Genomic DNA, 18143 nt, shown 5'->3' with positions numbered 1-18143 from the left:
TGGTTTCCTATTTGGTTGATTTTCTTTCAATTAATTCAACATCGATCACTTCATGTAAAGTATCAAGTTCAACACCACGTATCAATCGTGTTAAGTTAATGAATGCTTGTTTGCCAAGCAAACTGATTGGTTGACTAATTGTTGTTAGTGGTGGATTTACATAAGAACAGAATGGTGTGTTGTCATAACCGATAATTTGAACATCATCTGGAATTTTCTTACCCAATTTTTGTAGCACTGAAGAAATAACAAGTGCTAAGGTATCAGAATAAGCGAAGATACCATCAATATGTGGATTAGCTTTTAAGATTTGTTCGATTAGTTTCACATCTGGTGTAACTAAGTCGAAATCGAAGACATCTGCATGTAAACCATGTTTTTTGAGTTCCTTATTAAAACCTAAAGTTCTTTCGATTGTAGTCATCAAGAATGATGGTCCTCGGAAGATTGCTAAGTTTTTAGAACCACCTTTGATTAAGCGTTTAGCAGCAAGTTCACCTGCTTTAACTGAATCTGCGGTGATTGAAGGAATTGTTTCATCAAGAATATGGTCAATTGTGATAATGGGAACTTTCATTTCATCTAACTTGGAAGCATTTTGAAAGTTGGAAGCGATGATGATACCTTCAATATTATATTGTTCAAAGAATTTGATATATTCAAGTTCACGTTCAGGATCATCTTGAACGTTAAAGAACATAATCTTATATCCATTCGCTTGGGCTTGAGCCTCGATGGATTCTAGTAATTCACCATAGAAATGCGGCCCAATATGTGGGACGATTACAGCGATAATTTTAGAAGAACGGTTGGTAAGACTTCTTGCTAACTGATTAGGTACAAAACCCAATTCTTTAATTGTCTTATCAATTAGAACTTTAGTTTCTTCGTGAACATAACCCTTACGGTTGATGACTCTCGATACAGTTGATATTGATACATTCGCACGCTTAGCGACATCTTTAATGGTAGGTTTCAAATTATTCCCCTCCTATCACATACATTTTATCACAATACATAAAAATTTTTAGAGAGATTTTAGAAAGTGAGTTTGTCATGAAAGCATTTATAGATGACTTTAATTTAGTTAGAATTGAATCAAGTGAATATATTTGGTCAATTGGCATTGAGGGGTACCAACTTTATTGGTACAAAAATGAAGGAGCAAGTCAATATTTTAAGGTTGATAGAAACTTAAAATTACATGAAACTGACCATATTTGGATTAATGAAGTTAAGATTCCACTACAAATTGGATTAGTTACATTATTAAAATCATTTGATAAGAAATTCAGATACGATGGTCCTTTAGGTGTAAACTATCAAAAAACTTTTACTGAGTTTTTCGTCTTTTCACCAGTAGCTAAAGAAATGTTTGTAGTGGTCGATGGTACTTCGTATGAGATGAAGTATCAAGAACCAATTTGGTACGCTAAGGTAGAAGGCGATTTAGAAGGAAAAGCATATCTTTACCGTGTGAGATTAGTTGATGAATTTGTTGATGTTAAAGACCCTTATACTGTAGCATCAAACTTAACAGATTCAATTATTGTTGATAAAAATAAATTAAACAAACAAGAATTTGATTATGTACCATTAAAAAAATACACCGATGCAGTTATTTATGAAGGTCACGTTAGAGATATGACAATTAGACTGGATGTTGTTGATAAAGGTCTTTTTGATGGTCTTTCTCAAGTCGCTCCATCATTAGGAACTTCTGTATTAGGATATATTAAAAAATTAGGCATTACACATTTACAATTATTACCAGTATTTGATTTTTATGGTGTTGATGATATCGAAAAATCTAAACTTTATAATTGGGGTTATAATCCAATGCAATATTTTGCAGTAGAAGGTTGGTACTCAAAAAATCCTAATGATCCATATATGAGAATCAATGAGTTTAGAAAAGTTGTTGATGAAGCACATAAGTTAGGTTTAGGTGTCGTAATGGATGTAGTTTATAACCATGTTTACGAACGTGCTTTATTCCCATATGATCAATTAGTTCCAGGATATTTTTTCCGACATGATCGTCATTTTCAACCAACCCATTCATGTTATCTAGAAAATGATGTTGAAACTACAAATTACATGGTAAGACGACTCATTGTTGATTCACTCGTTCATTTTGTTAAAAACTATAAAGTTGATGGATTCCGTTTTGACTTAATGGGTCTAATGGATGTAGATACAATGAATTTAATTTCAACCGTATTAAGAAAAATAAACCCATCAGTCATCCTTTATGGTGAAGGTTGGAACATGGATTCAGCAGTTTCAAAAATGCAAAGAAGTAACATGAACAATCAACATTTAATGGCAGAAATTGGTCACTTTAACGATTTTTATAGAAATTTATTCAAAGGTAATTTACATACTACAGAACTTGGTTATGCAACAGGTTCTAAACAAAAGTTAGATCAAGTTTTACTTGCATTAAAAGGTTCACCTCATATGTTTTCATCACCTAAGAAGAGTTTAAACTATGTTGAATGTCATGATAATATGACGTTTTATGATACATTAGCTTTCAACTACAAAGATGAGCTTAAGAAGAAGATTTATCAAGATTTTGTTAATCATTTAATCGCAATCTCTCAAGGGATTCCTTTCTATCATGCTGGTCAAGAAATGTATCGTTCTAAATTTGGTGAAGAAAATTCTTACCAAAGTTCAGATGACATAAATCGAATTGAGTGGTATGATTATAGTAGTATTTCTAAATTCAAGAAAATCTTAAAGTTACGTAAAAAATACAAACTATATAGATTAGATAAATATGCTAAAAATGAAATTGAAGCTTCCATTTTAGAGGATTATGTTTTCTATTCATTAAAAGGTGAAGGTTATACTCTAAATCATTTCCTTAAAAATGACTTTACAAAAACTGAATTATTAGTTGATGGAGAGTTAATTTTCAATTCACAAAGAGTCAAAAAAGAAGATTCAAAATATTATGTTGATAAACCTGGTGTTTATATTGTAAGAAAGAGAGGCTGATTTTAATGAGTAATTTCTATGTTGGTGTAGATGTTGGTGGAACAAACATTCGTATTGGTCTAGTTGACCAAAATTTTAATATTTTACAGGAAGAAAAATATGCATCAAAAGATTATGCAGATAAACTAAAAGATGTCGTTAAGAACTTTGTCATAAAAGCTCAATCTAAAGGTGAAGTTAAAGCCATTTCTTTAGGTTTTCCTGGTTTAGTTGACCAAGAAACTAGAACTGTTTTACATACACCAAATGAACGTCGTTTTGAAGGTTCATATTTAAAAGATTTAGAAGAAGAACTAAACATTCCAATTGTTATTGGAAATGATGTGAATTACTTATTATTATATGATGCTGAATTCTTTAAAATTGATCCAAACAAATCAGTTTTAGGTTTTTATCTTGGAACTGGATTTGGTAATGCTATTCGTATTAAAGGAGACTTATACCAAGGTGACTTTGGTGCAGCCGGTGAAATTGGTCATGTTCCAATGTATATTAATGGTATTGACTTTGATGCTCAAAAACAACCAGACTTAGAATCTATGGTTTCAGGTTTCAATTTAATTGAGATTCATAAAAAGCATTTTCCAAACAGTGAATTTAAAACAATGCTCAAAGAACATTTCGATTCAAAAGTTATTCAAACTTATTTACATATCTTGGCATTTTATATTGCAACAGAAATTACAATTTTAGACATACCAACCATTATTTTAGGTGGTGGAGTTATTATGTCAGAACAATTCCCGAAAGCTTATTTAGAACAATTAATTGCTAAAAATTTATTTAGTAAATTAACTAAAGATAATTTTAAAGTCTATTATGCAAATGAAGATGCAAAATCAGGTATACTAGGAGCAGCGATTTACGCTAGAAACTACTTATCAAAAATAACAAAATAAAGGAGTTACTATGAAGGTCTTACTTTACTCTCAAAAACAGAGCATGTTAAAACGTTCCGGTATCGGCCGTGCTTTTTATCATCAAAAAAAGGCACTTGACTCAGTAGGTATCGAGTATACAACAGACCCAAATGACTCGTATGATTTGGTGCATGTCAACATTGCACATTCTAAAGTCATTAGAAAGTTTAAGAAAAAGTACCCAACAATTGTCCACGGACATTCAACAGTACAAGACTTTAGAAGAAGTTTCGCAATGTGGCGTTTTATTGCACCATTTTTCTATAAACATTTACAAAATATATATCGTGATGCAGATTTAATCATCACTCCAACGAGATATTCTAAATTTTTAATCGAATCGATGCATGTTGTTAAAGCACCAGTCGTAGCAGTTTCAAATGGTATTCATTTAGCGGATTATGCACAAGATCCAAAAAAGGTTAAAGCATTTAGAGAGCACTTTAATTTAAAACCAGATCAAAAAGTTATTATTGGCGTGGGACTTTTATTTGAACGTAAAGGTATTCACGATTTTATTGAAGTAGCAAGAACATTACCAGATGTAACGTTTATTTGGTTTGGTGCTTTACCTGGTTATATGATGACTCATTTTATTCGTAAAAAGATCAAAAACAGACCGAAAAATGTGATTATGCCAGGATATGTTGAAGGGGATGTCATGAAAGGTGCCTTTCAAGGTGCCTCTGCGATGTTTTTCCCAAGTTATGAAGAAACAGAAGGCATTGTCGTGTTAGAAGCACTCGCATCACGACTACCAATCATCATAAGAGATATTCCGGTTTATTATGACTGGTTATTTGATAAGATTCATGTCTTAAAAGGACACAATAATCGTGAATTTAAGCAATTAATTGAGACTGTGACTTCTCAGGATAACAGTAAGATGATTGAAGAAGGATACAAAATTGTAGAGGAGCGTTCAATTGAAAAAGTCGGCTTAGAACTTAAGAAAGTTTATGAGAAGGTCATCTCAATTAAAAAGTAAGCAACATGAGAAAACATTTAAAATCAAATGTCTTGCGCATTGTCTATATATCACTTGTTATAAACATTATTCTAGCTGCAACAAAACTAATTGCTGGTTATATTTTTAAATCAGCTACTTTGGTTTCTGACGGCTTTAATTCATTAAGTGATATTGTGATTTCTATCGGTATGGTTATCACACTTAAAGTGGCGAGCAAAAAGGCTGATGAAAATCATCCATATGGCCATCAAAAATATGAAGGTATTATGTATCTTTTCCTAGGTATCTTAGTCTTTGGTACTGGGGTATTCATTGGTTTAGATAGTTTAATTCAAATACTTCAAAATACACATCAAATGCCAACAAATGAAGCTTTATTTGTAGCTATTGTAACATTAGTGGTTAAGATTTTTTTGATGTTATTAAACCTTTATGGATTAAAGAAATATAACACACCTGCGCTTAAAGCAGAGACAGTAAACCATATGACTGATATACTCGTTTCATTTATGGTTTTAATTTCTGTCTTTATCGCAACTGTTTTCGGATTTGAAACTGAGCACTATGTTGCAATCATGATTGCATTATTTATTATTTTTGCAGGTTTTAAATTGGTTAAAGAAGGTATTTCATTTATTGTTGATGAAGCACCAGACGATGCGACATATAATGAAATTAAAAATGAAATACAAGGCGTTAAAGGTGTTATCTCCATTGATATGCTAAAAATGAGAAAGCACGTTAACTATTTATATGTTGATGCTGAAATTGGTGTTGATGAATTATTATCACTAAAAAGTGCCCACCAAATATCTGAAGATGTGCACGATCATATCGAATCAAAATTCCCAATTGTATTACATATTATGATTCACGTAAATCCCGTCAAGAGTGAGGTAAAATGAATGGAATTTTTTGTTTTAGCAAACGGTATTAAAATTCCTAAAGTAGGCATGGGTACAAATACCTTTGGAAAAGAAGGTAATACTTTCCAAGGTGAAATTAATATGGATACTAAGGAATTAATTTGGGCATATCAAAATGGTTACCGTTTAGTCGATACAGCAATTGCTTATAAAAATGAAGCGGTCATTGGTAAATCAATAAAAGAATCAGGATTAAACCGAGATGAAATTTTTGTTACATCAAAAATTCCAATGCGACCAGAAACAACAGCAACTGATGAACTCATCATTAAAGCCATGGATGAGTCAATTGATCGTATCGGTTCATATATTGATTTATATTTAATTCATCATCCTGGTGACCATGAAACCAATCTTATAGTTTGGCGACAATTGGAATTCTATTATGAAAAAGGATTATTTAAATCAATCGGTGTCTCTAATTTTAATGAAGAACAATTAGAATACATCATGAAACATGCCAAAATAAAACCAATGGTAAATCAAATTGAGTCGAACCCAGCAAAGTTTAATCATAATTTAATTAAATACTGCTTAATGCATGGAATTCTTCCAGAAGCATGGGGTCCACTAGATCCAGTACCTAATAAAGAAGTACTAGAAAAGATTGGTTTAAAGTATAACAAAACTTGGGCACAAGTGTTACTTCGTTATCAAATTGAACGTGGCGTTTTGGTGATTCCAAAGAGTCATAATAAAGAACGTCAAAAACAAAATATTGAAATTTTTGATTTTGAATTAGATAGTGAAGATATCGCGCTTATCGAGGCATAATTACGGTATAATTTGTGAACATGAGTTTATTTACATAAATTAAATTATGTCGTGTTATAATATAAAAGGTTATTCAGAAGGAGATTATTATGAAATTTGAAAAAATATCAAGCAACCGCGTAAAATTCACTTTTACCGTTACTGAGCATGAATTTGAACATGCTTTAGAACATGCCTTCCATCACATTAAAGATGATGTTGAAATCAAAGGTTTCAGAAAAGGTCATGTAACAAGAGCAATCTATGAAAAGAAATTTGGTGCAAACGCACTTTATCCAGATGCATTAAACCATGCAATTGGACATAAATTTGATGATGCATTAGCAATCAAAGAATTTACAATCGTATCAGATCCAAACAATATTGATTTTGATTGGGAAAAAGTTGGTAAAGGCGAATTTGATATTACTTTCGAAGTAGCAATTAAACCAGAAGTTACATTAGGTGATTACAAAGGCTTAGAGGTTGCTAAAGTTAATACTGAAGTAACTGATGCTGAAGTAGATGCAGAAATTAATGCATTATTAAAACAAGGTGCTAATTTAGAACCTAAAGCAGAAGGTTCACTTGATATGGGTGACACTGCAATCTTTGATTTCGAAGGATTCTTAGATGGTGTTCCATTTGAAGATGGTAAAGCTGAAAACTTCTCACTTGAAATTGGTTCAGGTCAATTCATTCCTGGTTTCGAAGAAGGTATGGTTGGTTTAAATGTTGGTGAAGAACGTGACGTAAACGTAACATTCCCAGAACAATATGGTGCAGAACATTTAGCTGGTAAACCTGCAGTATTTAAAGTTAAATTACATGAAATTAAAGTTACTGTTGGTGCTGAATTAAATGATGCATTTGTTGCTTCATTAAATCGTGAAGGTGTAGCATCTGTTGCTGAATTAAAAGCTTCAATCGCTGCTGACTTAAAGAAAAACAAAGATTTAGAAACTAAAAACAAAATTACTGAAGAAGTTGTTGAAAAAGTTGTCGCTAATGCTTCAGTTGATGTTCCACAAGAAATGTTCGATCAAGAAGTTGCAAACTTCAAGAAGAATGTTGAAAATCAAGCTAAACAATACCAATTAGATTTAAACACTTATTTACAATTATCAGGTTTAACTGCTGAAGCTTTCGAAGCTCAAGCTCAAGAACAAGCTCGTCGTCGTGTACTACAATCACTTGTAATTGAAGCGGTAGCTAAGAAAGAAGGTTTCGGTGCGACTGCTGATGAATTAGTAGCTCGTTACGAAGAACTTTCAAAACTATATAAAATGCCAGTTGAAAATATTAAACAATATATCTCAGATGATTTAGTAACTAATGATATTGCATTTGAAAAAGCACTAAACTTCTTAGTTGAAACAGCTGTTCAAAAATAACAATGGAACCCCTAAAAAAATAGGGGTTTTATTTTAAGAGATTTTCACACAGAAAAAAATTGGCACTCATGCAATATGATTGCTAATTGACAATTTTGTATTATAATATATAATATAGAATATCACTAGAAGAAAGGGATGAAAAATTATGGAATTACAAACAAGTTTACCTGCTGTGATCGTTCGTGGAATTGTACCACTTCCAAACAATGATTTTAGAATTGAAGTCGGACGAAAAGTATCCCTTAAAGCTATCGAAGAAGCAGAAAAGAGTTTCTCTTCATTCGTACTGATTCTTGTTCAAAAGAACCCTTTAATCGAAAATCCAACCACTGCTGACATCGAAAAATACGGTGTACTTGCTAAGGTTGCAATGAAGATTAAATTGCCTAATGACAACTATAAAGTGAAATTCAATATTGTATCGCGTATTAGAGTGAATGAGTACTTCTTAACAGATCCATACTTTGTTGCAGATTATGAAGAAGTCCAAACCATTCTTGGTAACCCAGACGAAGAAGCTACTTTAATTAAAATGATTGCTAGTGAAGCAATAACAAATGGTAATCAACTATTAAACAATGCTCAACAAACTAATGAACAACTTCAATCTGGTTTATCAGTTGATAAATTAGCGGATATCCTAGCGTTTAATCTACGTACGCAAGATACTGAAAAGTATAAGTACCTTGCTGAACTAGATTTAAATAAACGCTTAAAATTAATTTTAGAAGATATTTCTAAATTAAAGATGATTGCTGATTTAGAACAACGTATTAACGATGATGTTAAAAAAGCTATTGATGAAAATCAAAAAGAATATTACCTTCGTGAAAAGATGCGTGCGATTCAAAATGAATTAGGCGATAAGGCTAAAAAAGAAGATGAAATTGATGCTTTAAGAGAGGCAATTAAAAAAGCTAAAATGCCTAAAAACATTGAAGAAAAAGCTTTACAAGAATTGTCTCGCTATCAATCTACACCATCAGCAATGGCAGAAAGCCAAATTATCAAGACTTATTTAGATTTTTTAGTTGCACTTCCTTGGAAGAAAGCAAGTAAAGATTTAAATGTACTTCAAAAAGTGCAAGAAAAACTTGATATGAATCACTATGGTTTAGAAAAAGTAAAAGATCGTATCATTGAATATCTAGCAGTCAAGATTATGACTGGTAGAAATCCACAGACTATTCTATGTTTTGCAGGTCCTCCAGGGGTTGGTAAAACATCACTTGCAATTTCTATTGCTGAAGCATTAGGTCGTAAGTTCGTTAAACAATCACTTGGTGGTGTTAAAGATGAGTCTGAAATTAGAGGACATAGAAGAACTTATGTAGGTGCAATGCCAGGTCGTATCTTAAAAGGTATGAAGGACGCAGGTACTGTAAATCCAGTCTTCTTACTTGATGAAATTGATAAGATGGCAAGTGATTATAGAGGGGATCCAGCTTCTGCAATGTTAGAAGTTCTAGACCCTGAACAAAACTCTAAGTTCTCTGACCATTATTTAGAAGAACCTTATGATTTATCACAAGTTTTATTCATTACAACTGCAAACTATTTAGAAAATGTACCTGCACCTCTTCGTGACAGAATGGAAATTGTTGAATTATCAAGTTATACTGAACATGAAAAAGTTCAAATTGCTAAAAAGCACTTACTTGAAAAGCAACTTAAAGCACATGGTTTAGATAAAGAAAAATTCTTTATTGATGATGAAACAATTTACTTTATTATTCGCCATTATACAAGAGAAGCTGGTGTTCGTGAACTTAACCGTTACATCGGTTCTTTAGTTAGAAAAGCAATTAAAGAATTATTAATGGGTAGTGCAGAGAAAATTGTCATTTCAAAAGACAACATTCAAAACTATATTGGTAAACCTAAGTTTGACCACAACATGATTGATGAACAAGAACAAATCGGTGTTGTTACAGGACTTGCTTACACAGCATTTGGTGGTGATACATTACCAGTTGAAGTAACTTACTATAAAGGTAAAGGGCAATTAGTTCTAACCGGTAAGTTAGGTGATGTTATGAAAGAATCAGCAATGACTGCATTATCATTTGTTAAAGCACATGCGAATGAATACGGTGTTGACCCATCAATATTTGAAACAAATGACTTCCATATTCACGTACCAGAAGGAGCGGTTCCAAAAGATGGTCCATCTGCTGGTGTAACCATGGCAACTGCAATTATGTCAGCTGCATCTAATAAATATGTTAGAAAAGATGTTGGTATGACTGGTGAAATCACTTTACGTGGTTATGTTCTACCTATTGGTGGCTTAAAAGAAAAAGCTATTGCTGCACATAGAAGTGGCTTATCCACAATTCTTATTCCAAAAGAAAACGTAAGAGATATTGAAGATATACCACAAGAAGTTAGAGAAACTTTAACAATTATTCCAGTTGAAAAAGTCTCTGATGTATTCAAAAATGCTTTAAAGTGAAATTATGAGAATGGTTGCTAATAAGCATCCATTCTTTCTTTTTACGTGATACAATAGACTTGGTGAGAATATGATAAAAAAAGCAGAATTTATAACTTCAGTAGTAGATGTGACAGGACTTCCAAACGATAACCTTCCACACATTTTATTATTGGGGCGAAGCAACGTTGGTAAGTCGTCATTAATCAATTCGATAACAAATAGAAAATCTTTAGCTCGTGTATCAGCAACACCAGGTAAAACGATTACTCTTAATCTTTTTATGTTGGATGAATCTTTGTATTTAGTTGATGCACCAGGTTACGGTTATGCTAGACGCTCTAAAACGCAGTCGGAATCATTCCTGCGAATGATTAAAGACTATATTGTTAAAAATGGTCATTTAAAGAAAATCTTCTTACTGGTGGATTCGTATGTGGGTCCAACAAAAGATGATCTTGCACTTTATAATTCATTACAAGTATTAGATGTAAAAATTATTATCGTTGCTACTAAGTATGACAAAATTAAGTCATCATTTAGAATTAAGCAAGAAAAATTGGTTAGATCCAATTTCCTTGATGGACAAAGAGTCATCTTTACATCAAGTTCAACTAAAAAAGGTTTAGAAGAATTAATTACAGAAGTTACAAATACATACATTGAGGGGTAAGCATATGAAAACAAATAAAATTTCTATTATTGGTGCAGGTAATGTAGGTAGTGCAACTGCATTTGCTTTAATGTTGAATAAAGTATCTAGTGATATTGTGTTGTATGACATTGATCATAAAAAAGCAGAAGGTGAAGCTTTAGATATTTTCCAAGGTACATCACTTGTTGCTCCGGTTGATGTTTATTCAGGCGAAATCAAAGATACTGAAGGATCAGATATTGTTGTAATTACAGCAGGAGCTGCACAAAAACCTGGAGAAACTAGACTAGATTTAGTGAATAAAAATATTGCAATCTATGAAAAGTTAATTCCTGAAATCGTTAAATACAATCCAAATGCTATTTTGCTTGTAGTTTCAAACCCAGTTGATATTTTAACTTATGTAACTTGGAAAATCTCAGGATTCCCAAGAGAACGCGTGATTGGTTCGGGTACTGTTTTAGATACAGCTCGTTTCAAATCAGCAATTGGTAGAGCCTTTGATATTGATGCAAGAAATGTTCATGGTTACATTATTGGTGAACATGGTGATAGTGAAATTGCAGTATATTCAAAAACTACCATTGGCGGTATTACTTTTGATGAATACTTCAAAGATCAAAAAATAAAAGAAAAAGGCTTTAAACAAAGAATTGCTAGTGAAGTTAAAAATGCAGCGTATGAAATCATTCAAAGAAAAGGTTATACAAACTATGCAGTAGCAGTTGCTGTTGCAAGAATTTGTACAGCAATTCTTCGTGATGAACGTTCGATTTTAACAACATCTAGTTATTTAACTGGTGAATATCATGTTGAAGATGTTTATATTTCAACCCCTACTATCATTGGTAGACAAGGTGTTATTAAGATACTTGAATTTGATTTAGATGCTGAAGAACAAATCGCATTTGAAGAATCAGCTACAATTATTAAAAATATCTTGAAGGCTTCAACATTAGAAAAATAATTGGAGGACATTATGCGTATTGCAGTTATTGGCGCATCAGGATTTGTCGGCGAAAAGATCGTTGATGAAGCATTGTTACGTGGTCATACAGTTGATGCAATTTATAGAAGAAATGCAATCAAAGAAAGACCAAATTTATTTCAACATAAATTAACTATTTTCGAAAAAGAAAATTTTGAAAAAATCTTAAGTGCGGCTGATTATGTCATCTCAGCATATAATCCTGGGTATTATCATGCTGCTCAAAAAGAACGTTACCTAGATGGCTATGATGTAATCTTTGAAGTAGTAAAAAAACTTTCAAAGAAAATTATTGTTGTCATTGGTGCAACCTCTCTGATTCAATATGACGGTGAACTTGTACGTCAAGGTTTCTTTCCTAAACCTTGGTTAAAAGCATTAGAAGGTCCAGATGCAGTATATGAAAAATACAAAAATGACAATTCATTTCAAAAAACATTCATATCTCCTGCAGCTGAATTAATTGATGGAAATCGTACTGGAAAATTCAAATATGGTAAGGATTATTTACTATATGATGATAACTTTGAATCAAGAATTTCAGTTCAAGATTTAGCATATGCGATTTTAGATGAAGTTGAGAATTCAAAATATCTAGGAACACGTTTTACCATTGCATATTAAAGTTACATTTTGTATAATAAAAGAAAGCATTGAAGTGAAGGAGTAATTATTTCAAAACTCTAGAGACAAGTTGGTTGGTGAAAAACTTGGATTGAAGTAGTGAAAGTCGTCACGGAGCTGTTTTAATGAACGTTAAGTAGTTAAAACCGGGTAGTGCCGTTATCCATAAATTAAGGTGCATAACTTAAAGTTATGAACTAAGGTGGTACCGCGATTATTTCGTCCTTAGACTAGTTTTAGTCTAAGGATTTTTTTATGCTTTAAGAGGTGAAATATGTTACCTGATTTAATTGGCAAAAGAGTTACATTACGTCCACCTAGACATTCAGATCTAGTTGCATTTTTCTATTATGCATCGAAACCAACTGTTGGTCCATCTGCAGGATGGCTTCCACATCAAAATTTAGATGAATCTAAACGCACACTAGACCTTTTTATTCGAGAACAAAATATATTCGCAATCACAATTAATCCACATGATGTGATGGTAGGAACCATTGGATTTCATAATTATCAAAATGATCATGTATTTGGTGAAGGTTGTGAATTAGGTTTTGTACTTGATGATACATATTGGAATCAAGGTTATATGACTGAAGCGGTTAAAATTGTTATTGATTATGTATTTTCAATTTTAAAGTTTGATTACTTAATGATTTCACATGCGGACTTTAATATTGCTAGTAAAAGAGTTATTGAAAAAAATGGATTTAAATTTCAATATAAAACACATAAGACATTTTTAGAAAATCCTGATATTAGTGAAGTATGGTATTACAAAATGACGAAGGAGGATTACTTCCATGATGAAGAAAGAACTATCAACTAAATATGATTTTAAACTGGTTGAAGAAGGTCGTTATCAATTTTGGTTAGATAATGATTTATTTAAAGCTGGAAAAGATCAAAGAAAGACACCATTTACAATTGTTATTCCACCACCAAATGTTACCGGTAAGTTGCATTTAGGTCATGCTTGGGATACAACTTTACAAGACATTATAATTAGACGTAAACGTATGCAAGGTTTTGATGCGCTGTATTTACCAGGTATGGACCATGCAGGTATTGCAACTCAAGCGAAGATTGATGAAAGATTAAAGAAACAAGGTATTTCAAGATATGATTTAGGACGCGAAAATTACCTTGTAAAAGCTTGGGAATGGAAGGAAGAGTATTCTAACTTCATTAAACAACAATGGGCTGCCTTAGGCCTTTCTTTAGACTATTCTAGAGAAAGATTCACATTAGATGAAGGTTTAAATCAAGCCGTTAATAAAGTGTTTATTGACCTTTATAATAAAGGATGGATTTATCGTGGTTATCGTATTATTAACTGGGATGTTCAAGCAAAAACTGCACTTTCGAATATCGAAGTTGAATATGAAGAAACTCAAGGTAAACTTTATCATTTCAACTATCTATTTGTTGATGGTAGTGGTCATTTAGAGATTGCAACAACACGTCCTGAAACTATGTTTGCTGACCAAGCATTAATGGTTCATCCAGAAGATCAAAGATATCAAGCATTTATTGGCAAAAAGGTATATATTCCAGGTACTAAAACTGAAATTCCAGTAATCGCTGATGATTATGTTGATATGGAATTTGGTACTGGGGTTGTTAAAGTTACACCTGCACATGACCCAAATGACTATGAAGTTGCTAAACGTCATAATTTAGAAATGCCACTTTGTATGAATGAAGATGGAACGATGAATGAAATGGCTGGTATTTATGCTGGTCAAGAGCGTTTTGAATGTCGTAAAAATGTAACAAACGACTTAAAAGCATTAGGTTTATGTCCACTTGTTGAGGAATACACTCACCAAGTAGGTTATTCAGAACGTACAGGTGTTATGGTTGAGCCAAGATTATCTTTACAATGGTATGTAAAGATGGAAGGTTTAGCTAAACAAACATTAGAAAAAAATGGCATTGAATTTGTTCCTGAAAGATTTAAGAAGACTTTTGAAAACTGGATGACGAATCTTCAAGACTGGACTATTTCACGTCAACTTTGGTGGGGTCATAGAATTCCTGCATGGTTTAAAGGAGATGAAACTAAAGTTCAAATTGAATGTCCAGGTGAAGGCTGGGTTCAAGATGAAGACGTTCTAGATACTTGGTTTTCAAGTGCTTTATGGCCGTTTTCAACATTAGGTTGGCCAAATACTGATTCAGAAGATTTCAAACGCTATTATCCAACCGATGTTTTAGTTACTGGCTACGATATTATTTTCTTCTGGGTAGCCAGAATGATTTTCCAAGGTATTGAATTTACTGGTAAAGATCCATTTAAACAAGTTTTATTACACGGATTGATTCGTGCTGAAGATGGACGAAAAATGAGTAAATCATTTGGTAACGGTGTTGACCCAATGGATGTTATTGCTGAATATGGTATTGATGCGCTAAGATTCTTTATTGTATCAAATTCAGCACCTGGTATGGATACACGTTATGATATTAAGAAAATTGAAGCATCATGGAATTTAATCAATAAACTATGGAATATTACAAGATTCGTTACCATGAACATCGAAGATGTTAATGTTAAGATTGATGAATCTAAATTAACAATGATTGATAAATGGATTTTAACAAGATTATCTCAAGTTATTGATGAGGCTGATAAGTTCTACGAGCGATATGAATTTAACGAAGTCTCACGTGTTTTACAAAACTTTACTTGGGATGAATTTGCAAGTTGGTATTTAGAATTATCTAAGGTTGCATTACAAGATGAATCATTAAAAGAAAATACACAAGCAGTCTTACTTTATGTATTAAAAGCAATTCTTAAATTAATGCATCCATTTATTCCATTTGTTACAGAAAAACTATTCTTAGATATTTTTGATGAAAAATCAATTATGGTATCAGAATGGCCAAAAGCTCAGTATAACTTTAATGTAATTGAGTTATTCAATGAAATGTCAGATGCAATTACTAGAGTACGTAATTTAAGAGCTGAATATAAAGTTATTCCAAGTAAGAAATTAAGTATCTCGTTATCATTCAGAGATCAGTCTTTACTTGATTTGATGAAGAGTTATGAAGTGTATTTTGTTAAATTCTTAAATACTGAAAATCTATCATTTGACCTTAATTTAGATGAAAAAGATTCTGTACTAGTTGCTGGTGCAAATATTAACATATATGTTAAAAAAGAAGGTTTAATTGATTTAGCAGCTGAAAAAGAAGCTTTATTAAAACAAAAAGAATCGTTAGAAAAGGAAATTGCTCGTTCTAAAGGATTACTTTCAAATGAAAGCTTCTTGGCAAAAGCACCAAAAGAAAAACTTGATGTTGAAAGACAAAAGTTTGAAGATTATCAAAGACAATATGAGGATGTTCTAAAAAAACTACAAAACCATGTTTAAAACACTTGATGAAGCAAAACATTGGGTAGAAACCCAACATAAGTTCAGACCTAAAGCAAGTTTAGATCATATAAAGAGAGCATTAGCAATGCTCTCTTTAGACTTATCAAAAATTAAAAAGATTCATGTAACTGGAACCAATGGTAAAGGTTCAGTATGTATGTATACCACAAAAATTTTAGTTGAAGCTGGAATTCGTGTTGGAACATTCACTTCTCCATATTTAGTTGATTTTAATGAACGTATTAGATTAAATGGAGTGAATATTAGTGATGAAGATTTTGTTAGGTTACTTAATGAAATCTATAATTTAAATGAAGCTTATAAAGTAAAAACAGGTGAAACCTTATCATTTTTTGAATTATTAACTTTAGCATCATTTAAATATTTCTATGAACAAAAAGTAGAAGTGATGGTTATTGAAGTCGGAATTGGTGGCTTATTAGATTCAACTAATATTATTGATTATGATGTATCTGTTATAACAAATATTGGTTTAGAACATACGAAACAATTGGGCAATACTAAAGAAGAAATACTTTATAATAAATTAGGAATTGTTAAACAGAACCACCACTTAATAACCACTGTTACAGAGGAATTACATGCTCAAATTGAAACTCATTGTAAGAATGTTCATGCAACTTATCAAATAATTAAAGATGAAGAAATAGAAACAATATCAGATTATCCCCATGTAATTAAATGTAAAAATGAGTTCTATGAACTATCACTGTTAGGGGATTATCAAAAATACAATGCTTCGCTTGCTATTGAGATTATAAGATATTTATTTCCAAAAATTTCAATTGAAACGATCAAGCAAGGTTTATCAACCACAGTATATGGCGGACGTTTAGAAACAGTGTTAGACGGTGTTATCTTAGATGGTGCACATAACATGCATGCAATTGAGGCACTCATTTTATCTTTACATTCTGTTTTTAAGATGTATAATATACATGTACTATTTAGTGCATTATCTGATAAAGAGCCGCAAAAGATGCTCGAAGCGTTAGCTCCACATGTTGCATCGATTACTACGACTGCTTTTCCGGATACTCGTTATGTAACTTTAGAAAATCTTCCTTATAAATTTGAAATTGATCCTAAAAAAGCATTAGAAAATTTAATCAAACGAAAAAGAGAAACAGACTTAGTTATCATAACTGGTAGTTTGCACTTTATTGGGTACATGAAAAAAGAAATTATTCCGTACTTGAAATAAGGTGATTCCATGTTAATTAACCAATCTATGATTTATACTGAAAATCAAATTGTTCCAAATGCAAAAGCAACTGTTATCATTACTCACGGTATTGCATTACATTCTGTTTATTATAGAAAACTAGCAGACTTATTGAACCAAGGCGGTTTTAATGTTGTACTTTATGACGTTAGAGGCCATGGAAAATCCCAAGGTAAAAGAGGGGATATTAAGTCTGTTTTTATTTTCACTGATGATTTGAATTCTTTAGTTGAAGAAACTAAAAAAACATATAACCTACCTGTTTATCTGTTAGGGCATTCGATGGGTGGAATAATTACGAACATTTACTCTACTCTTTATGATAATTATGATGGTTCTATTATTTTATCTAGTCCAACTGAAGTAACAAGTCTTGGACCATTTAATTTAATCCCATATCAATTGTTTGGTTTCTTAAAATTTAAGACAGATTTTAATGACACTAGACTTTCTCACTTCCCACCATCAGATAATCTTGATCCATACGCATTAAAATACTTCACTTTAAGACTTGCGGGAAATATTATGAGAACAGGTCAAAAATACTTGAATAAGCATGTTGGTAAAATTCAAAAACCAATACTTATTTTGCATGGTACAGAAGATAAATTAGTAGATTACTCACAAAGTGAGTCTTATATGAAAAAACTCGGAGATATTGATAAGACTTTAAAGCTTATTTCTGGTGGATATCATAATTTAAATAATGATACAGTAACTGAAGAAGTCGCGATTGAAATTAATAATTGGTTAATTGATCACTTACGTTAAATAATTAAAAAATATGAATTATCTTGTTCTTTAGAAACTTACTAAAAATTGATAAATAAAT

Annotated in this window: 15 protein-coding genes and 1 other annotated feature; of the genes, 14 read left to right on the top strand and 1 reads right to left on the bottom strand. The window is 31.8% G+C overall.

The features are described from left to right. Window positions 1–7: 7 nt before the first annotated feature. On the bottom strand, window positions 8–979 hold the full coding sequence (locus tag PG914_RS00075; protein ID WP_488821638.1) for a LacI family DNA-binding transcriptional regulator: 972 nt from the start codon (window positions 977–979) through the stop codon (window positions 8–10). A gap of 77 nt (window positions 980–1056) precedes the next feature. Here PG914_RS00075 and PG914_RS00070 point away from each other — a divergent pair, with 77 nt between their 5' ends. The 14 genes from PG914_RS00070 to PG914_RS00005 all read left to right on the top strand — a co-directional run bounded on the left by PG914_RS00070 (window position 1057) and on the right by PG914_RS00005 (window position 18082). After that, the gene (locus PG914_RS00070) at window positions 1057–3009 is read left to right on the top strand and encodes an alpha-amylase family glycosyl hydrolase (RefSeq protein ID WP_488821637.1); all 1953 of its coding nucleotides are present in this window, start codon (window positions 1057–1059) and stop codon (window positions 3007–3009) included. Window positions 3010–3014: 5 nt separating this feature from the next. Then, complete coding sequence (gene alsK, locus PG914_RS00065) at window positions 3015–3908, top strand: allose kinase (RefSeq protein ID WP_488821636.1); 894 nt, start codon at window positions 3015–3017, stop codon at window positions 3906–3908. A 10-nt stretch (window positions 3909–3918) separates the two neighbouring features. After that, window positions 3919–4917, top strand: a complete 999-nt coding sequence (dgs, locus tag PG914_RS00060) for a processive diacylglycerol alpha-glucosyltransferase (protein ID WP_488821634.1) — start codon at window positions 3919–3921, stop codon at window positions 4915–4917. A gap of 5 nt (window positions 4918–4922) precedes the next feature. Further along, window positions 4923–5804, top strand: a complete 882-nt coding sequence (locus PG914_RS00055) for a cation diffusion facilitator family transporter (RefSeq protein WP_488821633.1) — start codon at window positions 4923–4925, stop codon at window positions 5802–5804. After that, the gene (locus tag PG914_RS00050) at window positions 5805–6599 is read left to right on the top strand and encodes an aldo/keto reductase family protein (RefSeq protein WP_488821632.1); all 795 of its coding nucleotides are present in this window, start codon (window positions 5805–5807) and stop codon (window positions 6597–6599) included. It begins immediately after the preceding gene. An 89-nt stretch (window positions 6600–6688) separates the two neighbouring features. After that, window positions 6689–7972, top strand: a complete 1284-nt coding sequence (gene tig / locus PG914_RS00045; protein WP_488821631.1) for a trigger factor — start codon at window positions 6689–6691, stop codon at window positions 7970–7972. Window positions 7973–8120: 148 nt separating this feature from the next. Further along, window positions 8121–10430: an endopeptidase La gene (gene lon / locus PG914_RS00040; protein WP_488821630.1), complete on the top strand. Its 2310-nt coding sequence runs from the start codon at window positions 8121–8123 to the stop codon at window positions 10428–10430. A gap of 70 nt (window positions 10431–10500) precedes the next feature. Next, the gene (yihA, locus tag PG914_RS00035; RefSeq protein ID WP_488821628.1) at window positions 10501–11082 is read left to right on the top strand and encodes a ribosome biogenesis GTP-binding protein YihA/YsxC; all 582 of its coding nucleotides are present in this window, start codon (window positions 10501–10503) and stop codon (window positions 11080–11082) included. 4 nt (window positions 11083–11086) lie between these two features. Beyond that, window positions 11087–12031 (top strand): L-lactate dehydrogenase, encoded by a 945-nt coding sequence (locus tag PG914_RS00030; protein ID WP_488821627.1) that lies wholly within the window; start codon window positions 11087–11089, stop codon window positions 12029–12031. Between the two features lie 12 nt (window positions 12032–12043). Then, the gene (locus PG914_RS00025) at window positions 12044–12676 is read left to right on the top strand and encodes an NAD(P)-dependent oxidoreductase (protein ID WP_488821626.1); all 633 of its coding nucleotides are present in this window, start codon (window positions 12044–12046) and stop codon (window positions 12674–12676) included. A 20-nt stretch (window positions 12677–12696) separates the two neighbouring features. After that, window positions 12697–12906, top strand: a binding site (T-box leader). A gap of 44 nt (window positions 12907–12950) precedes the next feature. Further along, window positions 12951–13505: a GNAT family N-acetyltransferase gene (locus PG914_RS00020; RefSeq protein WP_488821625.1), complete on the top strand. Its 555-nt coding sequence runs from the start codon at window positions 12951–12953 to the stop codon at window positions 13503–13505. Continuing rightward, window positions 13480–16062, top strand: a complete 2583-nt coding sequence (locus PG914_RS00015; protein ID WP_488821624.1) for a valine--tRNA ligase — start codon at window positions 13480–13482, stop codon at window positions 16060–16062. The genes PG914_RS00020 and PG914_RS00015 overlap by 26 nt, the downstream gene beginning before the upstream one ends. Continuing rightward, on the top strand, window positions 16055–17290 hold the full coding sequence (locus PG914_RS00010; RefSeq protein WP_488821623.1) for a bifunctional folylpolyglutamate synthase/dihydrofolate synthase: 1236 nt from the start codon (window positions 16055–16057) through the stop codon (window positions 17288–17290). The genes PG914_RS00015 and PG914_RS00010 overlap by 8 nt, the downstream gene beginning before the upstream one ends. Window positions 17291–17299: 9 nt before the next feature. Then, window positions 17300–18082, top strand: coding sequence for an alpha/beta fold hydrolase (locus PG914_RS00005; protein ID WP_488821622.1), 783 nt, complete (start codon window positions 17300–17302; stop codon window positions 18080–18082). Window positions 18083–18143 lie beyond the last annotated feature (61 nt).

It is taken from the genome of Acholeplasma sp. ORD1043 (assembly GCF_057808485.1).
This window is presented reverse-complemented; position numbering and strand designations above follow the sequence as displayed.